A 26169-nucleotide genomic window follows, 5' to 3' on the forward strand; every position below is an offset into this window, starting at 1 on the left:
TTTCGGACGTCGTGGCTGGATGGGAGAGGAAGTTCATGGCCGAGTCGAGAGAGCACACCTTCACCGGCACGCGGGGGCTGAACGTCGTCCGCGAATGGCCGCACGACCGGCCGCGCTACCTCGCCCTCCTGGTCCACGGATACGGCGAACACATCGGCCGTTACGAGTACGTCGCCGACCGTCTCGTCCGGCACGGCGCCGCCGTCTACGGACTCGACCACATGGGCCACGGCAGGTCGGCGGGCGAACGCGTGCTCGTCGAGGACTTCGAGGACGTCGTGACCGACGTGCACGCCGTCGAGGAGCGCGCCAGGGCCGACCACCCCGGCGTCCCGGTCGTGCTGATCGGCCACTCCATGGGCGGCATGATCGCCGCCCGGTACGCCCAGCGCCACGCCGAGGGCCTGACCGCGCTGGTGCTGTCGGGCCCGGTGATCGGCGAGTGGGCGGTCATCCCCGCGCTGATGGCGCTCGACGAGCTGCCCGACATCCCCATCGACCCGGCCACGCTCTCCCGCGACCCGTCGGTGGGGGCGGCGTACGCGGACGACCCGCTGGTCTGGCACGGGCCGTTCAAGCGGGCCACGGTGGAGGCGTTCGCCGCGATGCTGGACGCCATCGCCAAGGGCGGCACGTTCGGCGCCCTGCCCACGTTGTGGGTGCACGGCGACGACGACCAGCTCGTACCGCTGGCCGGCAGCCGGGTCGGGGTGGAGGCGGTCAGGGGCACCGACCTGACCGAACGCATCTACGCCGGCGCCCGCCACGAGGTCTTCAACGAAACCAACAAGGACGAGGTCCTCACCGACCTCCAAACCTTCGTGGACCGAGCTCTGAGCAACCGGTAACGAGGGCTACAGCGTCTGGTGGGCCCCTGGCTGCTGGGCCACCGGGCTTGCTGGACGCTGACCGGCCGGTAGTCGGGCGTAGTTGCGCGGTGGGTCGCCGGGTGGTGTCAGGCGACCGGTAGCCAGAGGTGGCCCTTGCCGTGGGTGCGGCTGAGTTCGATCTTCCAGCAGCCGGGCTTGGGGAAGACGAGGCCGGTGCCCCATTCGTCCCCCGGCCGGTGCCAGGACGACCCGCCGTGCTCCTCGGGCCCCCAGGCGAGGCGGGCGGCGGCGCCGTCAGGAAGGGACGCCCTGACCGTCAGCGGCCCGTCCCCGGTCATCCGCCACACGATCTTGGTGGTCTCCTTCCGGCGAAGCGGCAGCTTGGACACGAACAACAACCCCCACACCTCGGCGTCCGCCGACACCCCCCGCACCTCCGGAAACCCACCCCCGCCGACCACCGACGCCCCCCGGCACCCCACCCGCTCACCCTCCGCGCTCGCCCTCCCCCTGTCACCAGACCCCACCCCAGCTCCAGGGCTCGGGCGGCCGCCGGTGCTCAGTGTGGCGGCGGTGCTCAGGTCGGGGGCGGAGGTCGGCTCGGAGGGGGCGCCTGCGCTGGGGTCGGGCGCCGGGGCGGCATCGGCGGTCGGGCTTGGGCTCCCAGCCTCGCTCGGTGTGATCCCCGCAGCCACGCTCACCGAGGAATCCGCTTCGCTCCCCGCACCTCCGAACGAGGCCCCGGTACCACCACTCGCGCCCACCCCCTGCCCAGGACCGCCACCTCCGGCACATCCAACCCCTGCCAGCAGCACCGCCACCGAAATCACCGCCATCTTCCTCATGCCCTCACCTACCCCCCACCCGCCCGAAAGGTTCCAGCGGGACATAAGCCCCCACATCGCCCGCACCCCGAGCTCCCCGCGCGGTAGCGATCCAAGAGCACCAGGCCCGACCGGCGGCACCCGCTCGCGCCGGTCGAGTCTGGTGCAGCGAAAGCCCGCACGCGCGCTCCTCTCGGCGTCCTCCGGACCGTGTCGGCGTGCCGCCGCGTGTGCGCCCGCTGAACGTGACGGATTTCCTCAAATGAAGCACTTGCTGAACCGCTTTCTGTAGCAGGGGTGATCTCCAATATGGTGTCCAGTGAAAGTCGGTTATGTCCAAAGGTGGTTCGGTGATGGACAGGTTCAAGGCGCGGTTCGAGGTCGTGGACGAGCGGTTCGGGTTCGACGGTGGTGACGAGTATGTGGAGGTGCTGCATCGGGGCAGCCGTAAGGCCGAGGGGCCGGCCTACTTCCCGGCCGGGCGCTACCTGGTGTGGAGCGACATCCCCAATGACCGGCTACTGCGCTGGGACGAGACGACCGGCGCCGTCGGCGTGTTCAGAAGCCCGGCGGGCAACGCCAACGGCAACACGGTCGATCGCGAAGGCAGGCTGGTCACCTGCGAGCAAGGGGCGCGCCGGGTGACCAGGACCGAGCACGACGGGTCGATCACCGTGCTCGCCGCGAGCTATCGGGGCAAGGGGCTCAACAGCCCCAACGACGTCGTCGTCCGACACGACGGCACCATCTGGTTCACCGACCCGCGCTACGGCATCACCGGCTACTACGAAGGCAGCCCGGCCGAGAGCGAGATCGGCGCGGACCACGTGTACCGGCTCGATCCGGAAAGCGGTGAGCTGACCGTCGTCGCCGACGACTTCGTCCGCCCCAACGGGCTGGCCTTCTCGCTTGACCAGAGCCGGCTGTACATCGTGGACACCCGCGAGCGCCACATTCGAATCTTCGACGTCGGCGACGACGGCACGCTGTCGGGCGGCAAGGTCTTCGCCCAGGACTGGTTCGACGGGATCAGGCTCGACTGCTACGGCCGCGTCTGGGCCGCCGCCCTGGACGGCCTGCACTGCTACCACCCCGACGGCGCCCTGCTCTGCAAGCTCCTGCTGCCTGAGTCGGTCTCGAACCTGACCTTCGGCGGCGCCAAGCGCAACGACCTGTTCGTCACCAGTTCGGCCGGCGACCTGTACGCCATCCGGGTCACCTTCGCCGGAGCCGGCGACCGCTAGAGGGCCGTCCGGACCGTGGATCGGCGAAGGGCCCGCGGGACCGCCGGACGGGCTCCTCCGCCCGGACGGACGGCGAGTCGCGCGAAGCGGCCACCCGTGGCCGGAAGGCATGCCCATCCGCTCCGCTCGCCGGGCGCGAACGGCACCCCGTCCCCAGGGCCGATGATTTTCCGCTTCCCTCAAGGTCTATATGGGTCGAGGAGGCGACATGGACGAACGGGCGCGGGCGTTGACGGCAGGGGTGGCGTTGCTGGAGAGGGCCATCCACTACACCTTGGGCAGCCTGCGCGTGGTGAGCCCACACGTCCTGTGCCGGCCCACCCCGTGCTCCCGCTGGAACCTCCAGGAGCTCCTGGACCACATGCAGGACTCCTTCGAGGCCCTGAACGAGGCCGCGCTCGGCCGCATCGCCCCCGCCCGCAGGCCCGTACCGGTCGGCGGGCCGGTGTGCGGGAACCCGGCGCTGCTGCTCAGGGACGGCGCGACGGAGGTGCTCGGCACGTGGACGGGCACGATCCAGGCCGGGATGGTCGCGGTGGGGGACGTGCCCATGACGACGCCGATGGTGGCCGCGGCGGGCGCCATCGAGATCACCGTGCACGGCTGGGACATCGCGCGGGCCTGCGGTGAACACCGCCCGATCCCGCACGCCCTCGCCGAAGAGCTGCTGGACCTGGCCCATCTCTTCGTCACCGACGAGGACCGTCCGTCCCGGTTCGCCGCCAGGCTGCGGCCGCCCCCGCTGGGCACCGCCCAGGACCACCTCCTCGCCTACCTCGGCCGCCGGCCGAACTGACGGCATGACCGGCCCCCCACCCGGCGGCGGCACCCCGTACGATCAAAGAGGGACACCGGGGCCCGGCATCCGTCCGGCCGGTCGCGGGCCACGCGCCTCGACCAGGTCGGCCAGCGTGATGGCGACGACCGTTCTTCGTGCGGCCGTCGCCATCACCCCGAACCGTGGCCCTCCCGAAGCTGAGCGGGACGGCGTCAGGCGTCTTCGGTGGCCGCCGACCCGACGACCTCCAGGACCTGGTCCCCGTATTTGGCGAGTTTGTTCTCCCCGACCCCGTTGACCCTGCTCAGCTCAGCCAGCGAGGACGGCGACAACGTGGCGATCTCCCGCAGCGTGGCGTCGTGGAAGATGACGTACGCGGGCACGCCCTGCTCCTTGGCGACCGCGCCCCGCCAGGCCCGCAGCCGCTCGAACAGCGGCGCCGCCTCGGCGGGCAGCTCGGCGGCCGGCTGACCCTTCGCCCCGGACGCCCCGGACGACCCGGACGACGACCTGGACGACCGGGACGCCGGACGGGCCGTGTCGCGGCGCAACGGCACCTCCCGCTGCCCGCGCAGCACGTCGGCGCTGGCGTCGGTGAGCACCAGCGTGCCGTGGTCGGACTCCACCGCGAGCAGGCCCTGCGCCAGCAGTTGCCGGGCCACGCCGTGCCACTCGGCGTTGCCCAGGTCGGTGCCCACGCCGAAGACGGTCAGCGAGTCGTGGCCGTGCTGGAGCACCTTGGCCGTCTTCTTGCCGAGCAGGATGTCGACCACCTGCCCGACGCCGAACTTCTGGCCGCGCTCCCGCTTCAGCCGCAGCACGGTGGACAGCACCTTCTGGGCGGCGATCGTGCCGTCCCAGGACTCGGGCGGGCTCTGGCAGGTGTCGCAGTTGCCGCAGGGCTCGGCGCCCTTCTGCCCGAAGTAGTCGAGCAGCATGACCCGGCGGCAGCCGGCCGTCTCGCACAGCGCCAGCATGGCGTCGAGGTGCAGGACCTGGCGGCGGCGGTGGGCCTCGTCGCCCTCCAGGGCCATGCGCCGGTGCTGGACGACGTCTTGCAGGCCGTAGGCCATCCAGGCGGTCGCGGGCAGGCCGTCGCGCCCGGCGCGGCCGGTCTCCTGGTAATAGCCCTCGACCGACTTGGGCAGGTCGAGGTGGGCGACGAAACGCACGTCGGGCTTGTCGATGCCCATGCCGAACGCGATGGTGGCCACCACGATCAGCCCGTCTTCCCGCAGGAACCGGGACTGGTGGGCGGCGCGGGTGCGGGCGTCGAGCCCGGCGTGGTACGGCACCGCCGCGATGCCGTGGTCGGCCAGGAACGCGGCGATCTTCTCCACCGACGAGCGCGACAGGCAGTAGACGATGCCGGAGTCGCCCGGGTGCTCGGTGCGCAGGAAGTCGAGGAGCTGCCGTTTGGGGTCGCTCTTGGACGTGATGCGGTAGTGGATGTTGGGCCGGTCGAAGCCGGCCACGAAGTGACGGGCCTGGTCGAGGCCGAGCCGGGTGGAGATCTCGGCGTGGGTGGCCGGGGTGGCGGTGGCGGTCAGCGCGATGCGCGGCACCTGCGGCCAGCGCTCGCGCAGCTCCGACAGGGCGAGGTAGTCGGGGCGGAAGTCGTGGCCCCACTGCGCCACGCAGTGGGCCTCGTCGATGGCGAACAACGAGATCTCGCCCTTGGCCAGCAGCCGCATCGTGGCCTCGACGCGCAGCCGCTCGGGGGCGAGGTAGAGCAGGTCGAGCTCGCCGGCCAGGAACTCGGCCTCCACGAGCTGGCGCTCGTCGAAGTCCTGGGTGGAGTTGAGGAAACCGGCCCGCACGCCGAGCGCGCGCAGCGCGTCGACCTGGTCCTGCATGAGCGCGATCAGCGGCGAGACGACGACCCCCACCCCCGGGCGCACGAGCGCCGGGATCTGGTAGCACAGCGACTTGCCGCCGCCGGTGGGCATGAGCACCAGCGCGTCGCCGCCGCCGACGACGTGGTCGATGATCTCCTGCTGACCCGCCCTGAACGAGTCGTAACCGAAGACGCGGTGGAGAGCCTCGGTGGGGGTATCCATGCGGCTACCTTACGTGGTCGTCGGCCGACGTTCCGTCAGTTCCGCCGACGGCGGACCGCGGGTCTCAGGTCGGCTCGGCGGGCAGCGCGGCCTGTCGCTCCGGCGCCCGCCCGTACCGATCGTAGGCCACCAGCGAGAGCGCTCCGAGCACGCAGGCCGCCGCCACCGAGGCCATCACCGCCGGGTATCCGGCGACCTGCGCCACCGCCGCCGACAGCAGCGGGGCCACGGCCTTGGACACCGTGACGGGCAGGGCGAGCGCGCCGCTCAGCGTCGCGTAGGCGGCCGTGCCGTACCGGTCGGCCAGCAGGGCGGGACGGGCGATCGTGGCCACCCCGAACCCCAGCCCGAACAGCACCACCCCGGCGATCGCCCCCGCCACGCTGTCGCCCGCCAGCGGCAGCAGCAGCGCCGCCACCCCCTGGACGGCGAACATCGCCGCCGTGACCAGCGCCACCGGCCACCGGCTCTGCAGCCCCGTCGTGACCAGCCGCCCGGTCACCGACAACACGCCGAGCAGCCCGGCCACGCTCGCCGCGAACAACGGCGGATGCCCGAGCGCGATCAGGTACGTCACCAGCAGCACCCCCATGACCGCCACCGCGCCCGTCTGGGCCAGGAAGGCGGCCACCAGCAGCCAGAACGGCCGTTCGCGCAGCGCGGAGCCGACGATCGCGCGACGCCGGGCCGGCGGCGCGGACGCCCCCCGCCCCCGCACGGCCAGCGCGTGCAGCGGCACGGCCGTCAGCGCGTACCCGGCGGCCAGGACGACCAGCGCCTGCCGCCAGCCGTACCGGTCCACGAGGAACCCCGTCAGCGGCAGGAAGATGCTGGAGGCGAACCCGGCCACCACCGTCACGGCGAGCAGCGCGCGCGCCCGCCGGGCCGGGTCGAAACAGGCGACGATCACCGCGAAGGCGGCCTCGTAGAGCACCATGGCCGAGGCGATCCCGAGGGCCGCGCACACCAGGTAGAGCTGCGTCACGGTGCGCACCTGCGACCAGGCGAGCACCGCGAGCCCGCCCAGCAGCGACCCGGCCGTCATCAGCGCGCGCCCGCCGTGCCGGTCGAGCCAGCGCCCGACGAAGGGCGCCACCAGCGCGGACACCAGCACCGACACCGTGATCGCGCCGGTGAGCTGGGCGACCCCCGTCCGCAGGTCGCGCGCCATCGGCGGGATGAACACCGAGAACGCGTAGTAGAGCACGCCGTAGCCGGCCGTCTGCGTGATCGCGAGCGCCCCGACCACGCGGGCCGGCGACCTCGGACCGGGTATGGCGATCACGCATTGGTTCGTTCCCGTTCACCAGCCGGAAATACGGTGACAAGGGTCACTCCGGGACGGAGTAGCGTCGGACGCATGAGTCTTTCCTACGTGGTGACCGGCGGCGGGCGTGGCATCGGGAAGGCCGTGGTCCAGCGGCTCCTGGGGGAGAAGGACACCGTCGTCGTCATCGACCGCGACGGCGGCTCGCTGTCCTGGACCGGCCCCCGCGTCGTCCCCGTGGTGGGCGACGCGGCCGACGAGGAGCTGGTCTCCTGGGCCGCCGACCGGGCCGAGGAGGCCGGCACGCTGGCGGGCTGGGTCAACAACGCGGCGATCTTCCGTGACGCCTCCGTGCACGACGCCCCGATCGCGGAGGTCAGGCAGCTGATCGCGGCCAACCTGGACCTGGCGCTGGTGGGCTGCGCGGTCGCCGTCCGCCGCTTCCTCGCGGCGGGCACGCCGGGCGCGATCGTCAACGTCACCTCCCATCAGGCCACGCGGGCGGTGCCCGGCAGCCTGCCCTACGCCACCGCGAAGGCCGCGACCGAGGGCCTGACCAGGTCGCTGGCCGTCGAGTACGGCCGGTACGGCATCAGGGTCAACGCCGTCGCGCCCGGCTCGGTGGCCACCGAACGCTACGAGGACTTCCTGGCCTCCAGGACCGCCGACGAGGTGGTGGACGTCGAGCGCCAGATGGCCAGGGTGCATCCCCTGGGCCGGGTCGCCTTCCCCGGCGAGGTGGCCTCGGTCGTGGCGCACCTGCTCTCGCCGGACGCCTCGTTCGTCAACGGGGCGACGATCCCCGTGGACGGCGGCCGGACCGTCCTCGGGATGGACCCCGAAGCGAGGGAATGAAAACCATTGCCATCCGGTTGAGAGGGGCATGAAGAAGAACCTGCACCCCTCGTACCGTCCGGTCGTCTTCCGCGACCCGAGCGCCGGCTTCGCCCTCCTCACCCGCTCGACCCTGACGAGCGGCAGGACCGTCGAGTGGGAGGACGGCAGGACCTACCCGGTCGTGGACGTCGACGTGTCGTCGGCCAGCCACCCGTTCTACACCGGCCGCAGCCGCGTTCTCGACACCGAGGGCCGCGTCGAGCGCTTCAACCAGCGCTACGGCAAGAAATGACAGCCAAGGCTTGACCCGCCCTCGTCCGTTCGCGCCTTCCGGCCGGAACGGCCGGGGGTTTCGGCATGTCACGCCAAGGAGGCGCCGGGCGGGCATGCTGGGGCTACTGGTGGGTACAAGGCTTTCACCGGCGTGGGAGCAATGGTGATCGCGATGGGTCTCTCTGGAAGGGAACGCCGCATCCTCGCTGAGATCGAGCAGGGCCTCGAACGGGACGACCCCGAACTGGCCCGGCGCGTGGCGGCGATCAACAGGATCGAGTCCGACGGTATCGACTACCCGCAGGCCTGCGGTGACCGGCTACGGGTGTGGGCGCTGACCCATGTCTGGATCATCTTCGGGGTGGCCGCCGCGGTGATCCTGCTGCTCCTGCTGGCCGTGCTCACCACCTGACCCGCCGTGCTCACCACCTGACCCGCCGTGCCCGCCACCTGACCCGCCGTGCCCGCCACCTGACCCGCCGTGCTCTCCGGCCGGCCGAGCGTGCCCGCCGCCTGACGGCCCGGCGCGCCGGCGCCTGAGCACCGCCAGGTCCACGGCGGCCACCACGGCCACCGCGGCGGCCAGGGCGGCCTCCCAGACCCACACCTGCTGGCCCGTGGCCATCGCGCGGGTCACGAAGAAGACCGCCGCGGCCGCGGCGACGACCAGGGCGATCCACGACAGCACCCGCCTCGCGCGCAGCGGGCTGCGCGCCGTCACCGGCTCGGTGCCCGCGCGGTTGCGCAGCCACATCCCGCTCTCCTCTCAGGCCAGGCACCGCAGCGCGGCGGCGACCCGCGGGTCGAGCCCGTCGGTCGGCAGCCGTCCCACCGTGGCCTCCACGAACTCCGGGTACGACAGCGACGCGCTGCCCTGGTCGACGCTCACCCAGATCTGCTCGGCCGTCTGCTCCACCTGCGCCCTCGACTCCTGCTCGGCCAGCACGAACCGCCCGACGGCGACCCGCCAGAACGTCCGGTCGTCGATCTCCTCCGGCGCCACCGGCGCGCCGACGTCGTCGGCGTGGGTGGCGTACTCGGAGTCGTAGTGGAAGGTCTGCAACCCCACCGGGTACGGGCCCGCCGTCGTGTCGATCAGCGCGTCGGGGCCGAGGGCGCGCATACGCTCGCGCGTCTCGCCGTTCTTGGTGCGCCACTCCTGGAGCACCTCCTCGACGGGCAGGTCGCGGCGCTGCCGTACGGACCACTCGTTGAAGTCGTTGAACCCGGTCACCCCCTCGGCGGCCACCCGGGTCAGCAGCTCCTGCACGGTGCCGTCGAGACAGGCGTGGTTGTACGCCTCCTCACCCGCCAGATGGGCCAGCACGTCGCGCACCGACCACCCGGCGCAGCGGGACGGACGCGCCCAGCCCGCCTCGTCGAGCCCGTCGAAGAACCGGTCGAGCCGGGCCGCCTCGGTGTCGAAGATGTCGAACGGGTCGAAGTCTCTGAGCAGCTCCTCAGCCATACATCCGGACGTACCCCTCAGGCCCCGACTTTCACTGCCAGTGACCCCAGTTCCGCCCTGGCCCGCTCGTACTCGGCGCGGCACGACGGCACACGCTCGGCCGGCACCCAGCCGCCCTTGGCGATGCGGGCGTACTTGACGGGGTCGGCGCCGTACAGGAGGCAGGCGAACGTGGCGGAGGCGGCCGTCCCCGACAGATGGTCGGCGTGGGTGTGGGCGGCCAGCAGGTGGCGGGCCTCGGCGGCGGCCACGACGTGGCCGCCGCCGCGCGCCGCGAGCGTCAGCGCGGCGAACCGGTCGGCCTGTGGCTCGTCGGCGGGCAGGCCGTTGAGCGCGGCCAGGGCGTGGCCGAGCTGGTGGTGGTAGAGGGCGGCCAGGGCGCCGTCCACGCGGGCGGCGGCGGTGCGCCGGTCGGCCTCCTCCGTCTCGGAGACGCCGGTGAGCGTGCGGTCGATCTTGGCGACCAGCGAGTAGCAGATCGTGATCCGCCGCCGGTCGCCGTTCCAGGTGGCGCGAGGCGCGTCGCAGCCGCGGGCGACGACCTGGACGCCGCCGAGCCGGGTGCGCAGCACGCCGCTGTCCTTCAAAAGCTTCCTGGCGTGCTGCTCGCGGGCCGTGCCGGCGGGTTCGTAACGGACCGAAGGGGCCGCCCCCAACGTGCTCGTCAGGCTCAGGACGAGGGCGATCAGGGGGTGGGGCATATGGGGGCTCCTGTCGGATCGACGCGGTGTCCGCGAGGCGGCGGGCCGCCTCCTTTGCAAATGGGACAGTCCATGCGGCGATCCGCTGATCGATAAACCTCTCCGGCGGCAAAAGAATCCGGAAAAGCCGGAGGCCCGGCTCCCACCAGGGGAACCGGGCCTCGGCGATCAATCAGCGGTGGTGCCAGGAGCGGTAGACCTTGACGTAGTCGCGACGGCTCTCGGAGCTGTTGAGCTCGTCGTCACCCTCGAAGACGGCCTTGAACGTGCCGCTCTTCCAGGCGCGGGTCTTGGTGGCGAACTTGCCGCCCCAGGAGGTCTTGGCCGAGGCGACCCACTTCCAGCCGCTGGAGCCGTTGGCGCGGTAGTAGACGCTCACCTTCTCGCCGCGCAGACCCTCCCAGCCTTCGTCATCGACCTGAAGGCGACCGGAGAAGTAGATCGAGCGGCCCTGACGGACCTTGTAGGGGTCGGCCGTGAAGCGCGTGATGCGGGTGTCGGCCTTGCCCTTCTGGATCTCGACGTTGAAGAACGCGGAGTCGGTGGCGACCTGCTTGTTGTCCTTGTCGAAGGCCACGGCGGTGGCCTTCCACTTGCCGGCGAAGTCGCCCTCGTTGAACGGGACGGCGAAGCGCCAGCCCTCGAGGTCCTTGACGTCCTTGGCACGGAAGGTGCGGACGTCGCCCTCCGGCGACACGCTCAGCGTGACCTTCTGGACGTCGGAGCTGGCCCCGATGTCGAAGTACGCGGTGGTCTCGCTGCCGGCCTTCACCACGACCGGGTTGGGGGTGATGTCACGGATCTTGAGTTCGGTGGCGTGCCTGGTCGCGGTGGCGGAGGCGGCGCCCGCGCCGGAAACCAACATGGCCCCGCCGACGAAGGCGGTGATGATTCCTACTGCGATCTTTCTCATGAGGGTGCTGATTCCTCTCCCCGTATCGACTCGAAGCCGGCGCCGGGGCGCGCCGGCTTCCTCTACTACTTTGAGGCACGAGTTGGGGAAAAGGTTCGCTAAAGATACAGAAAATATTTGATCACGGTCCTAGCCAGGACTTATGCGAAAAAATCATTCGGCGTAGTCGTGACCAACTACAGTCTGGCTCATGACGGACGTCTACGCGCTGGGAGAGCCGCTCGGGGTGGTCTCCAGCGGCCGGGTGCGGCACGAGAACGAGGCCAGGCTGGACGTCTGCGGCCCCGAGTTCACCCTGGTGATCGCCCTGTCCAGGCTGGGCCACCGATGCGCGTACGCCGCCCGGGTGGGGGACGACGAGCTGGGCGCCAGGGCGCTGACCGTGCTCAGGGGCGAGGGCGTGGACGTCGAGGACGTGCGGGTGGTCGAAGGGGCGCGGACCGGGATGGTGCTCAGGGAGGTGCGCGTCGGCCGCGAGCCGGTGACCGCCCAGTACCGCACCCGCTCGGCCGGGTCCCGGCTGTCGCCCGGCAACGTGCCGATGGACCGGGTGGGCGCGGCCAAGATGCTGCACGTGACCGGCGTCACGGCGGCCCTGAGCAGGGACGCCCTCGACGCCGTGCACGCCGCCATGAGCGCGGCGCGGACGGCCGGGGTGATGATCTCCTTCTCCGTCGACTACGTGCCCGAGCTGTGGCCCTCGGTCCGGGAGGCCGAGGAGGTCCTCGGCGAGCTGGCCTGCCGGTCCCACCTGCTCTTCCTCGCCCAGGACGAGCTGGACCTGGTCAAGCCCGCCCTCACCCCCGAGCGCGAGGTCGTGGTGGACCGGGGCGCCAAGGGCGCCAGCGTGCGCGCCGACCGCATGCGTTACGACGTGGCCGTCCCGCAGGTGCCCGTCGTGGACATGGCGGGCGCGGGCGAGGCGTTCGCGGCCGGTTACATCAGCGCCGCGCTCGACGGCCTCACGCCGCAGGAACGGCTGCACCGGGGCGCGCTGCTGAGCGCGGCGGCGATGACGAGTGTGAGCGACTGGCAAGGCTTGCCGTCCAGGGCGGAGCTGTGACGCAGAATTTCGCAACCGCTTGACGTGATTGCGCAAACATTTGACTGGCCATTGTCGTGCGGCACCCCGTATTTCCTCCGTCCGATGCGCCGAAATTGCCGGGAAGGCCGCCCTGGGCGGGAGTGGGAAGGGGCGGCGGAGGCTACGTAAGTGATCGCAAGCGCTTGCGCGGAAGGCCGTATAGTTTGCGCATGACGCGACGACTCGCAGAGGTGGCGAAGAAGGTCGGGGTGAGCGAGGCGACGGTCAGCCGCGTGCTCAACGGCAAGCCGGGGGTCTCCGACGCCACCCGCGAGGCCGTGCTGACCGCGCTCGACGTGCTCGGCTACGAACGTCCCACCCAGTTGCGCGGCGACCGGGCCCGCCTGGTCGGCCTGGTGCTCCCCGAGCTGCAGAACCCGATCTTCCCCGCCTTCGCCGAGGTCGTCGGCGGCGCGCTGGCCCAGCAGGGTTTCACCTCCGTGCTCTGCACCCGCACGGTCGGCGGCGTCTCCGAGGCCGACTACGTCGATCTGCTGCTCCAGCAGCAGGTCAGCGGCGTGGTCTTCGCCGGCGGCCTCTACGCCCAGGCCGACGCCTCGCACGACCACTACGAGCTGCTGCACGAGCGCAAGCTGCCGACCGTCCTGGTCAACGCGGCCGTCGAGCGGCTGGACTTCCCGCAGGTCTCCTGCGACGACGTGGTGGCCGCCGAGATGGCCCTGTCCCACCTGCGCGCGCTCGGCCACGAACGCGTCGGCATGGTGCTCGGCCCGAAGGACCACATGCCCTCCCGGCGCAAGCTGGAGACGTTCCAGGCCCGTGGCGGCGACCCGAAACTCGTCGAGCACACGATGTTCTCCCTGGAAGGCGGGCACGCGGCCGCGTCCAGGCTGGTCAAGCAGGGCGTGACCGGCGTGATCTGCGCCAGCGACCTGCTCGCGCTCGGGACGGTCAGGGCGGCCAGGCGGGCCGGCCTGACCGTGCCGGGGGACGTCTCGGTCATCGGCTTCGACGACTCGGCGCTGATGAACTGCACCGAGCCGCCGCTGACCACGGTCCGCCAGCCGATCGACGCGATGGGCCGGGCCGCCGTCGACCTGCTGGTGGCCCAGATCGACAAGGCCGTGGTGCCCGCCGACGAGCTGCTGTTCGAGCCGGAGCTGGTGGTCAGGGCCTCGACGGCGCGGGCCCGCGGCTGACCGGAGCCGCCGTGAACACCCTTGGTCACGGCGTCGACTTCCCGTACATTCGGGCGAATGTGGATCGAGCGGGCCAAAGGGCTCTACGAACGCGGGATCTACGCAGGGGACGACGCCGCGCTCGCCGCGTCCGACCGTGAGCTGGACGCGGTCGAGGCCGCGTTGTGCCTGGCCAGGGGCCGGGTCCTGCACGTGCGCTTCGTGCAGGGCGGCGAGGCCGACCCGCGCGAGCTGCCGCTGTTCGAACGGGCCGGCGCGCTGTTCAAAGCGGTCGGCGACCGGCGCGGGGAGGGGGAGTCGGCGTTCTGGGAGGGCTGTTACCACCAGGTCGTCGCAGGCGATCTCGACCGCGCGCTGCCCCTGCTCCGGCGTGCCGGGGAACTGGCCGCCGAGACGGGGGACCTGGTCACGCTCGCCGAGGTGCTCAGGCACCAGGGGATCGCGGCCCACCGGTCCGGGCGGCTCGACGAGGCGCGCGAGAGGCTGACGGAGTCGTCACGGCTGCGCCGGGAGCTCGGATCGCCGGCCGGGGTCGCGTCCAACCAGGTCGGGCTGATCCACATCGCGGTCGCCCAGGGGCGGTACGACGAGGCCCTGGCGCTCGCCGACGAGGCCCGCGCCCTGGCCGAGTCGTGCGGCGCCGACCGCGTCGCCGCCCACGTCGAGGAGGCCCGCGCCACCATCCCGGCCTGACCCTGGGCGCCGTGTCACGGGCACAGGCAGCGGACGAACTCCCGTACCAGCGCGCGCACCGACGGCCTGCGGTCGTCGGTGCGCCAGACGATGGCCAGCCTGCTCGGCGGCAGCCCGGTCACCGGCCGCGCCACCACGTCGTCGCGCCGGTAGAGCTCGGCGTTCCCGGCCGAGACCAGCGCGACGGCCCGCCCGGACGCCACCACCTCGAACGCCTCCTCCGCCGTCTCCGCCTCCGCCCCGACCAGCGCCGGGCCGGTGCGCCGGTCGGCGGCCAGCCAGAAGTCCCGCATCGGCCCCGCCGTGCGCGGCAGCGCGACGAACGGCTCGCCGGCCAGCTCGGCCATCCCGACCTCCGCCCGCCCGGCCAGCGGGTGCCCGGCGGGCAGCGCCACCCACCGCTCCTCGGTGCTCACCACCGTCCAGTCGTAGACGCCGTCGCCGGGGACGGGCAGCCAGGCGACCGCGACGTCCACCTGCCCGTCGCCCAGCCCCACGGTCGGGTCGGCCCAGCTGATCTGGCGGAAGCGCAGCTCCCACCCCGGCAGCGCCTCCACGATGGACGGCACCACCCCCCGCCCGATCCGCGTCTGGAACCCCACGGTCAGCGTGCGCTCCTCGCGCGCCGAGGCCACCGCGCGCCGCGCGTCCTCCCACTGCTCGATGATCTGCCGGGCCAGCGGCAGCAGCGCGGCCCCGGCGTCGGTCAGCGCGACGGTCCGCCGGTCACGGTCGAACAGCCTGGCCCGCATGGACAGCTCAAGCTGCCTGATCTGCCTGCTCAGCGAGGGCTGGGAGATGAACAGCCGTTCGGTGGCCGCCCGCGTGAAGCTCAACTCCTCCGCGACCGCCACGAAATACCGCAGATCCCGGATATGGGCATCCATAGCAAGAAGCTATAACAGCCGGTCTTGGACGCCTGTGACGTCCCCGCCGCACGATGGAGCTCCACCGATGAAGGAGCACGTCATGAGTGAGTTCGCAGGCAGGACCGCGCTGGTCACGGGGGCCTCGCGCGGCATCGGACGGGCCGTGGCGCGCCGCCTGGCCGCCGGCGGCGCCCGGGTGATCGTCCATTACGCCACCAACGACGACCTGGCGAAGGAGACGGTCACCGAGATCGAGAACGCCGGCGGACAGGCGTACGCGGTCAAGGCCGCCTTCGAGGACGGCGTGGACGCCCTGTTCGACGGCCTGCGCGACGACCGGCTGGACATCGTGGTGAACAACGCCGCCATCCTGGGCGGAGTGCTGAACTCGGTCACGCCCGAGCAGTTCGACCGGGTGTTCGCGGTGAACGTGCGGGCGCCGTACTTCGTCATCGAACGGGCGCTGCCGCTGCTGAACGACGGCGGCCGGATCATCAACGTGTCCTCGGCGGTCGTGCGCATCGCGCTGCCCGACGTCGTGTACTCGATGACCAAGGGCGCGCTGGACACGCTCGGCTTCACCCTGGCCCCGCTGCTCGGCCCGCGCGGCATCACCGTGAACACCGTCTCCCCGGGCGTCACCGAGACCGACATGAACGCCTGGCTGCGCGAGGACCACGACGGCGTCGCCGAGCGGCGCGTCACCGAGGTCACCGCGCTCGGTCGCATCGGCCGTCCTGAGGACATCGCCGACGCCGTGGCGCTGCTCGCCCGGCCGGACGCCCGGTGGATCACCGGCCACGTGCTCGACGCCACCGGCGGCTACTTCCTCGGCCCGGCGCAGGGCGTCGTGCCGGTCTGAGAACGGGCCTGAGGACGGGCCTGAGAACGGGCCTGAGAACGGGCCTGAGAACGGGCGGGTCAGCGGGCGTCGGGGTCGCGCAGCCAGCCGTCGAGGACGGCGCGGGCGGCGGCCCGCTCCTCGGGGAAGCGCCGCGCCCTGACCAGCGTCCACAGGACGGACTGCAGGGCCCGCGCCTCGGCGAACACCGCCAGGGCCGGGTCACCGGGGTCGGCGCCGTAGGCGCGCACGGCCGCGCGGCCGTCGAGCCGCACGGTGCCGAGCAGGCAGGCCAGGTCCCAGCCCACGGGCCCGTACGTGGTCTCCTCGAAGTCGTTCCACAGCAGGCCGGCGGGCGTGACCAGCAGGTTGCCCGGATGGGCGTCGCCGTGCACGGCCTGCCCCCCGTCCGGCAGCCGGGCCGCCAGCCCTGCGCGGGCCTCGGCGAGCCGGGCCGACACCGCCGGCTCCAGGTCGGCGGAGAGCACCCGGAGCAGGTGCCCGGTCTCGTCGAGGACCGGCCCGAGGCGCGGCAGCACGCCGGGATAGCCGCGCAGCGCCTCGTGCAGCTCGCGCAGCGCCCGCCCGAACACCTCGGGCGTCACCGGCCCCGACCCGTCGTGCTCGACGTGCCGCCAGAACGACACCAGCGCCCCGCCGCGCTCGTGCACACGCGCGGGCAGCAGATCGCTCGGCGGCACGACCGGCGCCCCCAGCTCGTGCAGGAACGACACGACCGCCAGCTCGCGCCGCATCGCCTCCTCGGGCCGGAGCCGGGCGAGCGCGGTGACCGTGGGCACCCGCGCCACGAGCGGCGCCGGCCGCAGGTGGATCCGCAGGTTGTAGGAGTCCTTCAGCACGACGGGCTCGCGCACCGTGACGCCGTGCGCCTCGGCCACCGCGACGGCGGCGGCCACGGCCTCGCCGGCGGAGATCACCCGGGCGGCGCCGACGGGCTCAGGCCGACTCACGGACCACCAGCTCGGTCGGCAGGATCACCGGCTCCCGCGAGCCGCCCTCGAACAGGCCGAGCAGCAGCCGGACCATGGCCGCCGCCTGCTCGGCGATCGGATGGCGCAGCGTGGTGAGCGGCGGCTCGGTGTACTTGGCCGCCTCGATGTCGTCGAACCCCACCACCGCGACGTCGTCGGGCACCCGCCGCCCGGCCTGGCGCAGCGCCTGGAGCGCGCCGACCGCCATCAGGTCGTTGCCCACGAACACGGCGTCGAGCGCGGGGTCGTCGCCGAGGAGCTGGCGCATCGCGATCGCGCCCGACTCCCGGGTGAAGTCGCCCACGGCCACGATCGAGCGGCGGTCGGAGTCGCGCAGCACGTTGCGGTAGCCGGTCAGGCGGTCCTGGCCGGCGATCATGTCCTGCGGGCCGGCGATGGTGGCGATCCTGCGCCGCCCGGACTCGACCAGGTGCCGGACGCCCGCCTCGGCCCCGCCCACGTTGTCGTTGTCGACGAACGGGATGTCGACCGGCACGGCCGGCCGCCCGTAGGAGACCACGGGCACGCGCAGGCGCGACAGCGCGGCCGGCAGCGGGTCGGCGCCGTGCATGGAGATCAGCATGACGCCGTCGACGTGACCGCCCGAGATGTACCGCTCCACCCGGGCGTGGCTCTTGGGCGAGGAGGCCAGCATCAGCACGACCTGCTTGTTGACCGCCTCCAGCTCGTAGCTGGCCGACCTGATCGCCGTGGAGAACATCGGGTCCTCGGAGAAGACCCGGGTGCCCGGCTCGCTGACGACCAGCGCGACCGAGTCGGTGCGCTGGGTGACCAGGCTGCGCGCCGCCGAGTTGGGGATGTAGCCCAGCTCGTCGATCGCGCGCTGCACGGCGTCGCGGATGTGCGGCGCGACGGTCGTCTGGTTGTTGACGACCCTGGAGGCGGTCGCGCGGGAGACGCCCGCGCGGGCGGCGACCGCCTCCAGCGTCGGGCGTCTCATGACTGCACCAAGAGGGAGAGCACGGAAAAAATCTACAGGCCGTTCCTGCTGATCACGTCGCGGTACCACAGGGCGCTGTCCTTGGGCACCCGGGTCTGCGTCGCGTAGTCCACGTGCACGATGCCGAACCGGCGCCGGTACCCCTCGGCCCACTCGAAGTTGTCCAGCAACGACCACACCAGGTAACCGCGCAGGTCGGCGCCCGCCTCGACGGCCCGGTGCAGCTCGCGCAGGTGCCCGTCCAGGTACGCCACGCGCTCGTCGTCGTGCACCCGGCCGTCCTCGACCAGGTCGTCGAAGGCCGCGCCGTTCTCGGTGACCATGAGCCCGACCTGCGGATAGTCCTTCGAGAGCCGGACGAGCAGCCGGGACAGGCCGTCGGGCACGATCGGCCAGCCCATCGCGGTGACCGGGGCCTCCGCCGTGGTGAAGCGCACGCCGTCGGAGCCGGGCCAGGCGGCGTCGGCGGGCAGCCCCGGGCCCGACTCGACCACGCACGGGTTGTAGTAGTTGACGCCGACCAGGTCGATCGGCGCGTTGATCAGCTCCAGGTCGCCGTCGTGGACGTGCGCCGTCCCGCCGTTGCGCGCCGCCGCCGCCAGGACCTCCTCCGGGTACCTGCCGTGCACCGCGGGGTCGAGGAACTGCCTGGTCAGCAGGGCGTGGACGCGTTCGGCGGCGGCCGCGTCCGCCTCGCCGGCGACCGCCGTGGGGTCGTTGACCTGGGCCGGGGTGAGCACCGGCGCGGAGTTGACCACGAGCATGATGCTGCGCGCCCCCGCCGCCCGCAGCCGGCGCGCCGCCAGGCCGTGGCCGAGCAGCAGGTGGTGGGCCGCGCGCATGGCCTGGCCCGGGTCGCGGCGGCCGGGCGCGTGCACGCCGTTGCCGTAGCCGAGGAAGGCCGACACCCAGGGCTCGTTGAGCGTCGTCCAGTGGGTCACCCGGTCGCCGAGCCGGTCGTGCACGGCCTGGGCGTAGTCGGCGAAACGGTAGGCCGTGTCGCGGTTCGTCCAGCCGCCGTGGTCTTCGAGGGCTTGGGGAAGATCCCAGTGATAAAGCGTGACATAGGGCGAAATTTCGGCGGCCAGTAGTTCATCTACGAGCTTGTCGTAGAAGGCGAGGCCGCGCGGGTTGATCGGCCCCGCCCCCTCCGGCTGCACGCGCGGCCACGCCACCGAGAACCGGTAGGCCCGCAGCCGCAGCTCGCGCATCAGCGCGACGTCGTCCTTGTAGCGGTGGTAGTGGTCGCAGGCCACGTCACCGGTGTCGCCGCCGGCGACCTTCCCGGGGGTGTGGGAGAAGGTGTCCCAGATCGAGCGGCCGCGCCCGTCCTCCTTGACCGCCCCCTCGATCTGATAGGAGGCCGTGGCGGCTCCCCAGACGAATTCCTCGGGAAACTTCATCCCTTAACAGCTCCTTGCATGATTCCACCGATGATTTGCCTGCCGAACAGGGCGAAGACCGCTACAAGCGGCAGGACGCCGACCGCCGTGCCCGCCAGGCCCAGCACGTAGTCGTTGACGTAACCGCTGGCCAGCGTGGACAGAGCCACCTGGACGGTCGGGTTGTCCGGGTTCAGCACGACCAGCGGCCAGAAGTAGTCGTTCCACGCCGACATGAACGTCAGCATGCCGAGCACGGCCGCCGCCGGCCGCGCGGCGGGCAGCACGACGTGCCAGAACAGGCCCCACGTCGTGCACCCGTCCACCCGCCCGGCCTCCAGCAGCTCGTCCGGCAGCGCCCGGGTCAGGTACTGGGTCATGAAGAACACCCCGAACGCGTTGACCAGCGCCGGCACGATCAGCGCGTAGTCCGTGCCGGTCCACTCCAGTTTCACCATGAGCAGGTAGAGCGGGATGATGCCGAGCTGGGCCGGGACCATCATGGTCGCCACGGTGATCACCAGCATGGCGTTCCTGCCCCGGAACCTCAGCTTGGCGAAGGCGAACCCGGCCAGCGTCGAGAAGAACATCACCGCGACCGCGATCGAGCCCGCCACGATGACCGAGTTCAGCAGCGCCAGCCCGAAGGGCACGGTGTCGAACACGCGGGCGACGTTGGCCAGGAAGTTCCCGCCGGGCAGCAGCGGCGGCGGGACCTCGGCCAGCGCCGAGTTGTGCCGCGAGGCCACCACGACGCTGTAGTAGAGCGGGAAGGCGGAGAAGAAGGCGACCGCGATGAGGGTCAGGTAGCGCAGTCTCATGTCGTGCCGCCCTTCACCCGGCGGCTGATCAGGAAGTTGATCCCGGCGGCGACCACCACGACCAGGAACATCAGCCAGGACGCCGCCGAGGCGTACCCGAAGTCGAACTTGGTGAAGCCCTGCTCGTAGACGAACAGCGCGAGCGTCTGGTACTGGCGGTCCGGGCCGCCGCTGGCCGCGCCGCCGCCCGCGCCGCTGCTCTGGCCGAACAGCAGGGGCTCGGCGATGATCTGCATCGCGCCGATCGTGGAGACGATGACGACGAAGATGATCGTGGGCCGGATCATCGGGATGGTGATCCGGCGCAGCTGGGTGAAGCTGCTCGCGCCGTCGAGGGTGGCGGCCTCGTACAGCTCGCGCGGTACGGCCTGCATGGCGGCCAGGAAGATGAGCGCGTTGTAGCCGGTCCAGCGCCACATGATCATCACGGAGAGCGCGATGTGCGAGGTCGCGGTGCCGGCCGCCCAGTCGATCTTCCCGATGCCGACCCACGACAGCACCCAGTTGATCAGCCCGAAGTCGCGGCCGAAGAGCTGGCTGAAGATCACCACCACGGCCACCACGCTAGTGACGTTGGGCAGCAGCATCGAGATGCGCAGCAGCGTCTGGAAGCGCAGCCGCCGGTTCAGCAGGTGGGCCAGCCAGACGGCCAGCAGCAACTGCGGCACGGTGGACAGCACGCCGATGGACAGCGTGTTGAAGGTGGCGTTCCAGAAGTAGCCGTCGGCCAGCAGCGTCTGGAAGTTCTTCGCGCCGACGAACGTGTGCTCCTCCGACAGCAGGGTCCAGTCGTGCAGGCTCACCCAGGCCGTGTAGATCAGCGGGAACAGCCCGAAGGCGCAGAAGAGCAGGAAGAAGGGGGCGACGTAGGCGTACGGCGACACCCTCACGTCGAGGGTGTGCCGCACGCCACGCCGCCGGTGCCGGGCCGGCGCCGACAGCGGGAGCGTACTCATTTGATCTTCTGCACGTCCTGGAGGACCTGTGCCCACGCCTCGTCGGGCGTCTGCTTGCCCTGCTCGACCCGGCCGAGCCCGTTGCCGATCGCCACCCGGACGTCGGCCTCCTTGGGGCCGAGGTGCTGCGGCTTGAGCGCCTTGGCGGCGTCAGAGTAGATCTTGCCGATGGGGGCGTCACCGAAGAACGGCTTGGTGAAGTTCTGGATCGAGGGGTCGTCGTACAGCGACGGGATCGACGGGAACGTGCCCTCCTCCTTGAACACCTTGGCCTGGTTCTCCTTGGAGGTCAGGAAGTCGATCAGCTCGGCCGCCTCCTTGGGGTGCTTGCTCTGCTTGGGCACCATCAGGTGCGAGCCGCCGCTGTTGCCCGAACCGCCCGGCACGGTCGCGATGTCCCACTTGCCGGAGGCGTCCTTGGCCTGCTCCTGGATGAACCCGGTCATCCAGGCCGGGCAGATGATCGTGGCGAACGAGCCCTTGGCGAAGCCGGTGTTCCACGGCGGGGTGAAGGCGGCCAGCTTGGCGGTCAGGCCCTCCTGGGTGAGCTGGTTGGACAGGTCCCACGCCTTCTTCACGTCGGGGTTGCTGGCCACGATGATCTTGTCCTGGGCGTCGTACAGGCCGACCGGGGCCTGGTTGACCATGGCGCGGAAGATCTCGCCGGGGGAGTCGACGAACTTGGCGCCGGCGACGTTCGCGGCGCCGAACTTCTTGCCGGTCTCGATGTACTGCTCCCAGGTCGGCCAGAGGGCGCTCACCGCGGCCCGGTCGCTCGGCAGCCCGGCCTTCTTGAACAGATCCTTGCGATAGCACATGGCCAGGCCGCCGACGTCGGTGCCGAGGCCGAGGAGCTGCTGCCCGTCCTTGCTGAGGCCCTGCTGCCACTTCCAGTCGAGGTAGTCGCCCTGGCGCTTGTCCAGCCCGTACTGCTTGAGGTCGACGAACTTGCCGGGCTGGGAGGTGAACGTGCTGATGTAGCCCACCTCGACGGCCTCGACGTCACCCGCGCCGGCGTTCGTGGCCAGGCGCTTGACCAGGTTGTTGTGGTGGTCGTTGAACTGGGTGACGGCCTCGGTGATCTCGATGTTCGGGTGGGTCTTCTTGTACTCCTCGTAGAGCGGCTTGAAGCCGAAGTCGCCGAAGAGGCCGATGGACAGCTTGATCTTCTCGCCGGGCTTGGCGCTCGCCTCGGTGGTGGGGCTGCCGCCGCCGCCACCGCAGGCCGTCGCCAGCGCGAGCAGGGACGCGGTGAGCACGGGCAGGGCGAGCCGCCGGACACGAGGGGTCATGGAAACCCTCCTGGGGGAGAACGGGGGATGTGAGAGAGCGCTCTCTCGCCAGATTCGCGGCCGTCACGCCGCCCTGTCAACGGGGTCCGCATAACGATCGGTGTTACCAAGAGAGCGCGTTCAGAGCCGGTCGAGGGCGAGTGGGGTAGGGTGCTGCAACGTCTCCGACCGGACTGAGGAGCGGCCCGCCTTGACGAGCGACCTTCCGCCCGAGACCCTGCCGGGTCCGCGCCCCGGCGCGACCGTCACGCCCGTCGTCACCCGGCTCGACGACGAGCACGACACGGTCACGTTCCTGTGGCACGGCCCCGCCCGCGAGGTGCGCGTCCTGGCCGGCAGGCTGCGTCCCGACGGCGCCGACGCCCTGCTGGAGCGCGAACCGGACCTGTGGAGCCGCACCTTCCGCGTGCGGCGCGGCTGGCGTGCCTCCTACCACCTCCAGGTGGACGGCGCGCAGGTCGCCGACCCGCTCAACCCCCGCCTGTGGCGGGGCTTCTCGATCGCCGAGACGACCCCCTCCTCACCGTGGCTGGTCCCCGGCCGGCGCCGCCACCGGCTCGTCCGCGAGCCCGCCGGGTTCCGGTACGAGCCCGCGCTCCCGCCGGTCGGCTCGCTGGTCGCGCTCGACGGCGAGGAGTGGACCGAGGACCTGCCCGTCATCCTCGACAACCTCATCGCGGCCGGCCGCATCCCGCCGGTGCGGGCCTGGCTGGTCGAGTCGGGCCCCGAGCGCACGGCCCGGCTCACCTGCGACCCCGGCTTCGTGGACGCCCTGCCCCACGACGGCTTCACCGTGATCGCCGGTCAGAGCCTCGGCGGGCTCACCGCCGTCTACGCCGCACACCGGCATCCCGGCAGGTTCGCGGCGGCGGTGTCGCAGTCGGGCTCGTTCTGGTGGCCGGACGGCCCCGAGCCCGAATGGCTGACGGGCGAGCTGGCCAGGGGCCCGGTGCCGCGCGTGCACCTCCAGCTCGGCAGCCTGGAGGACGACGACATGCACGGCCCGACCGAGCGGTTGCGGGCCGTCCTCGGCGCGGCGGCGGACTACCGGGAGTTCGACGGCGGCCACGACCGCTACTGCTGGCGCGACCGCCTGGGGGACGCCCTGATCGCCGCCTTCGCCGGGCTCCGGGGCGCTACGACCGGCGGCTGAGCACGCGGCCCACCATGCGGGCGTACATGCGGCCGGGGCTGGGCGCCTCGGTCAGGAAGCCGGGGAGCATCGGCAGCTCGACGGCGAAGGGGGCCAGCCGCTCGTACAGCTCGTCGGCGTCGGCCGGACGGTTCTCCGGCTGCTTCTCCAGCAGCTCGGCCAGCAGCGCGCCCAGCTCGTCGGGAAGCCCGGGGATGGCCGGCGGACGCTCCTTGACCTGCTGCTCGAACACCACGTAGTCGGTCGGCCCGGTGAACAGCTGCCGCCCGGTCAGCATCTCGTGCAGGACGCAGCCGAGCGAGTACAGGTCGCTGCGCGGCTCGGCCACGCCGTGCTGGATCTGCTCGGGGGCCATGTACGCCGGCGTGCCGAGGATCTGGCCGATGCGGGTGAACGTGGTGACGTCGGCGTCCCGCAGCAGCGCCAGCCCGAAGTCGAGCACCTTGACGCTGCCGTCGGGGCAGAGCATGAGGTTGGTCGGCTTGAGGTCGCGGTGGCAGATCGCCAGGGCGTGGGCCGCCGACAACACCGCGCACGCCTGCGCCGCGATGGCCGCGGCCCAGGGCACCGGCAGCGGGCCGTGCTCGCTGACCACGTCGGCCACGGTGACGCCCTCGATGAACTGCATCACCTGGTAGAGCCGCTGCTCGTGGGTGCCGAAGTCGTAGAGCACGGGCGCGCCCGGATGCTCCAGCCTGGCCAGGATGCGCGCCTCGCGGATGAAGCGGCGTTCCAGCTCGTGGTCGGGGCCGCTGGGCAGCCTGAGCAGCTTCACCGCCACCCTGCGGTCGAGGTGGCGGTCGTGCCCCGCGTAGACCGCGCCCATCCCGCCCTGCCCGAGGGGGAGGTCGTCGAGCTCATAGCGGTCGCCGATGACCATTCGCCCCTCCACGCAGCCTTTCGGGAAAAACTACACCGTCAGGACTGCGGGTGCAGATGGCCGTCGGCCAGCCCGTCGAGGCCGAGCCTGATCAGCGTGCGGCCGAGGGTCGAGGTCTCGCGCAGCGCGTCCTCCAGCACGGCCAGTTGCCTGAACGCCTCCCCGTACGCCTTCTGCTCCTTCAGCGACAACCGCGGCACGCGGGTGCGGCGCACGTCGAACCTGCTGGACCCGGTGGTCACCCGGCCGCCCGCGGCCCGTAGGAAGCCGGCCAGGAAGTCGGGGTCGAGCCGGCGGGCGTCGACCCGGTAGAGGGTCAGGTGTGGGCCGAGCACCGCGCCGCCCTCGGCGATCACCCGCACCCCGGAGTAGGAGGCCACCACGTCGCCCGGACGGATCACGATCAGGCCGGGCTGCATGGTGGTCAGGCCGGAGGGCGCGCCGCCGCTCAGCACGTCGTCGGCCGTGAGCACGGCCACGTCGCCCCCGTCGGCGGCCATCTTGGGCGGCGCCTGGGACGTGCTCACCAGGCCCTCCTTGATCAGGTCGCCCAGCGTCGTGGAGGGCTGGTCGAGCGGCTGGTCGAGCACCTTCAGGTCGGGCGGGACGGCCGCGGCGGCCAGGAACCGGTCGCGGGCCTGCGCGAAGGCCCGGCCGACGTCGTCGCGGCGCTGGTGGCGGGCCGGGGTCATGTCGACCTCGTCGGCCAGCAGGTCGATGATGCGCACGGTCTGGTCGGAGCGGTCGTCGAGGTAGGCCAGCCAGGCGGGCTCGACCGGCGCCAGGTCGGCCGTCGCGTCGAGGATGAGCACCTCCGACGGCGGCCGCTCGCCCGCCCTCGGCCGGCGCAGCAGCCACAGGTCGGAGCCGGGCAGCGCCACCACCGCGCGCAGGGCTCCGGCGCGCAGCAGGTTGGCCCTGATCCGGCGGCCCGCCTTGCGGCTCGCGGCGGCCGGCGGCATGAGCACGGCGACCAGGCCGCCGGGCCGGACGTGGGTGAGGCAGTGCTGGACCCAGGCCAGCTCGGGCTCGCCGCGCGGCGGCAGGCCGTGCTCCCAGCGCGGGTCGCCGGTCAGCTCCTCGTAACCCCAGGCCCGCTCGTTGAACGGCGGATCGCACACCACGGCGTCGGCCTTGAGGTCGGGGAAGCCGTCGAGCCGCATGGAGTCGCCGGCCACGATGTCGGCCTCGATGCCGCGCAGCCGCAGGCGGGCGGCGGTGATGGCGGCCGAGGTCTCGCTGAGCTCCTGCCCGAGCACCCGGGCGGGCCGGCCCGGCGGCGGGTCGTCGCCCGCGGCGGGAGCGGGGTCGCCGGGAACGGCTCCGGACCGTTCCGCCCCGCCGGGCAGCGCGGCGGGAAGCGCGGCGGCCGGCGGCAGGAGCAGGGTGCCGACCCCGCAGGCCGGATCGAGGACGGTGGCCCCCTCGGCGCGGACCAGCCGCAGCATCAGCTCGGCCACGTCGTGGCGGGTGACCGAGAGCTGACGGGAGTGGGCCTCCAGGTATCGCTCGCAGAGGAACTCGTAGGCCGTCAGCGCGCCGTGGCGCTCGGCCAGCTCCGACACGAGCCCGGCCAGCTCGGGCTCCAGCTCGCTCTTCCCGCTGGTCAGCAACGTTCCAGCCTGGGCGACCAGATGGCCCAGCCGCAGATCGCCGGCGGCTTTCAGGCGTTGCCACACCCGATCTCCCAGCGAGACCTGGTAGGACTTCCCATAGCGGCGCAGCCAGGACTCGACCTGCCGCAGCGAGAACAGCGGCTGGTTCGCGGTTCCGCCGATCGGCTGGGGGAAGTCGTCGTGGCGGCGGCGCCAGTTGCTCACCGCGGCACGCCCGACACCGGCGAGCCGGGCGATGTCCCCGGCGTTCACGGTCGGGTCGTGGCTCATGAGG

The 26169-nt window shown here is 72.0% G+C and carries 27 protein-coding genes; 11 read left to right on the forward strand and 16 right to left on the reverse strand.

Going from position 1 to position 26169, the window contains the following annotated elements:
- The first annotated feature begins 35 nt into the window (after window positions 1–35).
- Complete coding sequence (locus AB0C33_RS03670; RefSeq protein WP_358283270.1) at window positions 36–848, forward strand: lysophospholipase; 813 nt, start codon at window positions 36–38, stop codon at window positions 846–848.
- Between the two features lie 107 nt (window positions 849–955).
- Here the strand turns inward: AB0C33_RS03670 and AB0C33_RS03675 are convergent, their stop codons facing one another.
- Window positions 956–1255 carry a hypothetical protein gene (locus tag AB0C33_RS03675; protein WP_358283272.1) on the reverse strand — a complete coding sequence of 100 codons (300 nt, stop codon included), beginning with the start codon at window positions 1253–1255 and terminating at the stop codon, window positions 956–958.
- 752 nt (window positions 1256–2007) lie between these two features.
- On the opposite strand from AB0C33_RS03675, the gene AB0C33_RS03680 reads away from it, so the two are divergent.
- A complete protein-coding gene (locus AB0C33_RS03680; protein ID WP_358283274.1) occupies window positions 2008–2898 on the forward strand; it encodes an SMP-30/gluconolactonase/LRE family protein in 891 nt (296 codons plus the stop codon).
- Between the two features lie 208 nt (window positions 2899–3106).
- Window positions 3107–3694: a TIGR03086 family metal-binding protein gene (locus AB0C33_RS03685; protein ID WP_358283276.1), complete on the forward strand. Its 588-nt coding sequence runs from the start codon at window positions 3107–3109 to the stop codon at window positions 3692–3694.
- Between the two features lie 194 nt (window positions 3695–3888).
- Here the strand turns inward: AB0C33_RS03685 and recQ are convergent, their stop codons facing one another.
- Complete coding sequence (gene recQ / locus AB0C33_RS03690; RefSeq protein WP_358283278.1) at window positions 3889–5736, reverse strand: DNA helicase RecQ; 1848 nt, start codon at window positions 5734–5736, stop codon at window positions 3889–3891.
- Between the two features lie 64 nt (window positions 5737–5800).
- Entirely contained in the window at window positions 5801–7021 is a 1221-nt protein-coding gene (locus tag AB0C33_RS03695; RefSeq protein ID WP_358283280.1) for an MFS transporter, read from the reverse strand.
- A gap of 75 nt (window positions 7022–7096) precedes the next feature.
- On the opposite strand from AB0C33_RS03695, the gene AB0C33_RS03700 reads away from it, so the two are divergent.
- The 3 genes from AB0C33_RS03700 (at window position 7097) to AB0C33_RS03710 (ending at window position 8525) form a co-directional block, all read left to right on the forward strand.
- Window positions 7097–7858, forward strand: coding sequence for an SDR family oxidoreductase (locus AB0C33_RS03700; protein ID WP_358283282.1), 762 nt, complete (start codon window positions 7097–7099; stop codon window positions 7856–7858).
- A gap of 28 nt (window positions 7859–7886) precedes the next feature.
- Window positions 7887–8132 (forward strand): type B 50S ribosomal protein L31, encoded by a 246-nt coding sequence (locus tag AB0C33_RS03705; protein WP_358283284.1) that lies wholly within the window; start codon window positions 7887–7889, stop codon window positions 8130–8132.
- Window positions 8133–8285: 153 nt separating this feature from the next.
- On the forward strand, window positions 8286–8525 hold the full coding sequence (locus tag AB0C33_RS03710) for a DUF3040 domain-containing protein (RefSeq protein WP_358283286.1): 240 nt from the start codon (window positions 8286–8288) through the stop codon (window positions 8523–8525).
- Here AB0C33_RS03710 and AB0C33_RS03715 read toward each other — a convergent pair.
- The 4 genes from AB0C33_RS03715 to AB0C33_RS03730 form a co-directional block, all read right to left on the reverse strand.
- Window positions 8433–8867 (reverse strand): DUF6343 family protein, encoded by a 435-nt coding sequence (locus tag AB0C33_RS03715; protein WP_358283288.1) that lies wholly within the window; start codon window positions 8865–8867, stop codon window positions 8433–8435. The two genes, AB0C33_RS03710 and AB0C33_RS03715, sit on opposite strands and share 93 nt — an antisense overlap.
- A gap of 12 nt (window positions 8868–8879) precedes the next feature.
- On the reverse strand, window positions 8880–9581 hold the full coding sequence (locus tag AB0C33_RS03720) for a maleylpyruvate isomerase family mycothiol-dependent enzyme (RefSeq protein WP_358283290.1): 702 nt from the start codon (window positions 9579–9581) through the stop codon (window positions 8880–8882).
- 17 nt (window positions 9582–9598) lie between these two features.
- Window positions 9599–10282 carry a DUF4344 domain-containing metallopeptidase gene (locus AB0C33_RS03725; protein WP_358283292.1) on the reverse strand — a complete coding sequence of 228 codons (684 nt, stop codon included), beginning with the start codon at window positions 10280–10282 and terminating at the stop codon, window positions 9599–9601.
- Window positions 10283–10454: 172 nt separating this feature from the next.
- Complete coding sequence (locus AB0C33_RS03730; protein ID WP_358283294.1) at window positions 10455–11195, reverse strand: hypothetical protein; 741 nt, start codon at window positions 11193–11195, stop codon at window positions 10455–10457.
- Between the two features lie 190 nt (window positions 11196–11385).
- Between AB0C33_RS03730 and AB0C33_RS03735 the strand changes: the two genes are divergently transcribed.
- The 3 genes from AB0C33_RS03735 to AB0C33_RS03745 all read left to right on the forward strand — a co-directional run bounded on the left by AB0C33_RS03735 (window position 11386) and on the right by AB0C33_RS03745 (window position 14132).
- A complete protein-coding gene (locus AB0C33_RS03735; RefSeq protein ID WP_358283296.1) occupies window positions 11386–12258 on the forward strand; it encodes a PfkB family carbohydrate kinase in 873 nt (290 codons plus the stop codon).
- A gap of 191 nt (window positions 12259–12449) precedes the next feature.
- The gene (locus tag AB0C33_RS03740) at window positions 12450–13439 is read left to right on the forward strand and encodes a LacI family DNA-binding transcriptional regulator (protein WP_358283298.1); all 990 of its coding nucleotides are present in this window, start codon (window positions 12450–12452) and stop codon (window positions 13437–13439) included.
- Window positions 13440–13496: 57 nt separating this feature from the next.
- Window positions 13497–14132: a hypothetical protein gene (locus AB0C33_RS03745; protein WP_358283300.1), complete on the forward strand. Its 636-nt coding sequence runs from the start codon at window positions 13497–13499 to the stop codon at window positions 14130–14132.
- 14 nt (window positions 14133–14146) lie between these two features.
- On the opposite strand, the gene AB0C33_RS03750 is transcribed toward AB0C33_RS03745, so the two are convergent.
- Entirely contained in the window at window positions 14147–15019 is an 873-nt protein-coding gene (locus tag AB0C33_RS03750) for a LysR family transcriptional regulator (protein WP_358283302.1), read from the reverse strand.
- An 82-nt stretch (window positions 15020–15101) separates the two neighbouring features.
- Between AB0C33_RS03750 and AB0C33_RS03755 the strand changes: the two genes are divergently transcribed.
- Entirely contained in the window at window positions 15102–15863 is a 762-nt protein-coding gene (locus AB0C33_RS03755; RefSeq protein WP_358283304.1) for an SDR family oxidoreductase, read from the forward strand.
- A 59-nt stretch (window positions 15864–15922) separates the two neighbouring features.
- Here AB0C33_RS03755 and AB0C33_RS03760 read toward each other — a convergent pair whose 3' ends face one another.
- Genes AB0C33_RS03760 through AB0C33_RS03785 form a run of 6 tightly spaced genes read right to left on the reverse strand, consistent with a single transcriptional unit; the run spans window position 15923 to window position 22246 of the window.
- Complete coding sequence (locus AB0C33_RS03760; protein WP_358283306.1) at window positions 15923–16813, reverse strand: aminoglycoside phosphotransferase family protein; 891 nt, start codon at window positions 16811–16813, stop codon at window positions 15923–15925.
- Complete coding sequence (locus AB0C33_RS03765) at window positions 16800–17795, reverse strand: LacI family DNA-binding transcriptional regulator (protein ID WP_358283308.1); 996 nt, start codon at window positions 17793–17795, stop codon at window positions 16800–16802. The genes AB0C33_RS03760 and AB0C33_RS03765 overlap by 14 nt, the downstream gene beginning before the upstream one ends.
- Before the next feature lie 32 nt (window positions 17796–17827).
- Window positions 17828–19198: a GH1 family beta-glucosidase gene (locus tag AB0C33_RS03770; RefSeq protein WP_358283309.1), complete on the reverse strand. Its 1371-nt coding sequence runs from the start codon at window positions 19196–19198 to the stop codon at window positions 17828–17830.
- Window positions 19195–19998 (reverse strand): carbohydrate ABC transporter permease, encoded by an 804-nt coding sequence (locus AB0C33_RS03775; RefSeq protein ID WP_352349853.1) that lies wholly within the window; start codon window positions 19996–19998, stop codon window positions 19195–19197. Before AB0C33_RS03775 ends, AB0C33_RS03770 begins: the two co-directional genes overlap by 4 nt.
- On the reverse strand, window positions 19995–20954 hold the full coding sequence (locus tag AB0C33_RS03780; RefSeq protein ID WP_358283311.1) for a sugar ABC transporter permease: 960 nt from the start codon (window positions 20952–20954) through the stop codon (window positions 19995–19997). The genes AB0C33_RS03775 and AB0C33_RS03780 overlap by 4 nt, the downstream gene beginning before the upstream one ends.
- The gene (locus tag AB0C33_RS03785; protein ID WP_358283313.1) at window positions 20951–22246 is read right to left on the reverse strand and encodes an extracellular solute-binding protein; all 1296 of its coding nucleotides are present in this window, start codon (window positions 22244–22246) and stop codon (window positions 20951–20953) included. Before AB0C33_RS03785 ends, AB0C33_RS03780 begins: the two co-directional genes overlap by 4 nt.
- A 190-nt stretch (window positions 22247–22436) precedes the next feature.
- On the opposite strand from AB0C33_RS03785, the gene AB0C33_RS03790 reads away from it, so the two are divergent.
- The gene (locus AB0C33_RS03790) at window positions 22437–23399 is read left to right on the forward strand and encodes an alpha/beta hydrolase-fold protein (protein ID WP_358283314.1); all 963 of its coding nucleotides are present in this window, start codon (window positions 22437–22439) and stop codon (window positions 23397–23399) included.
- Here AB0C33_RS03790 and AB0C33_RS03795 read toward each other — a convergent pair.
- Window positions 23383–24279, reverse strand: a complete 897-nt coding sequence (locus AB0C33_RS03795) for a serine/threonine-protein kinase (RefSeq protein ID WP_352349861.1) — start codon at window positions 24277–24279, stop codon at window positions 23383–23385. The genes AB0C33_RS03790 and AB0C33_RS03795 overlap by 17 nt on opposite strands.
- A gap of 38 nt (window positions 24280–24317) precedes the next feature.
- Window positions 24318–26165 (reverse strand): N-6 DNA methylase, encoded by a 1848-nt coding sequence (locus AB0C33_RS03800; RefSeq protein ID WP_358283316.1) that lies wholly within the window; start codon window positions 26163–26165, stop codon window positions 24318–24320.
- Window positions 26166–26169: the final 4 nt, after the last annotated feature.

This window comes from Nonomuraea sp. NPDC048881 (assembly GCF_040649795.1).
In the GTDB taxonomy this organism is placed as follows: Bacteria; Actinomycetota; Actinomycetes; order Streptosporangiales; family Streptosporangiaceae; genus Nonomuraea.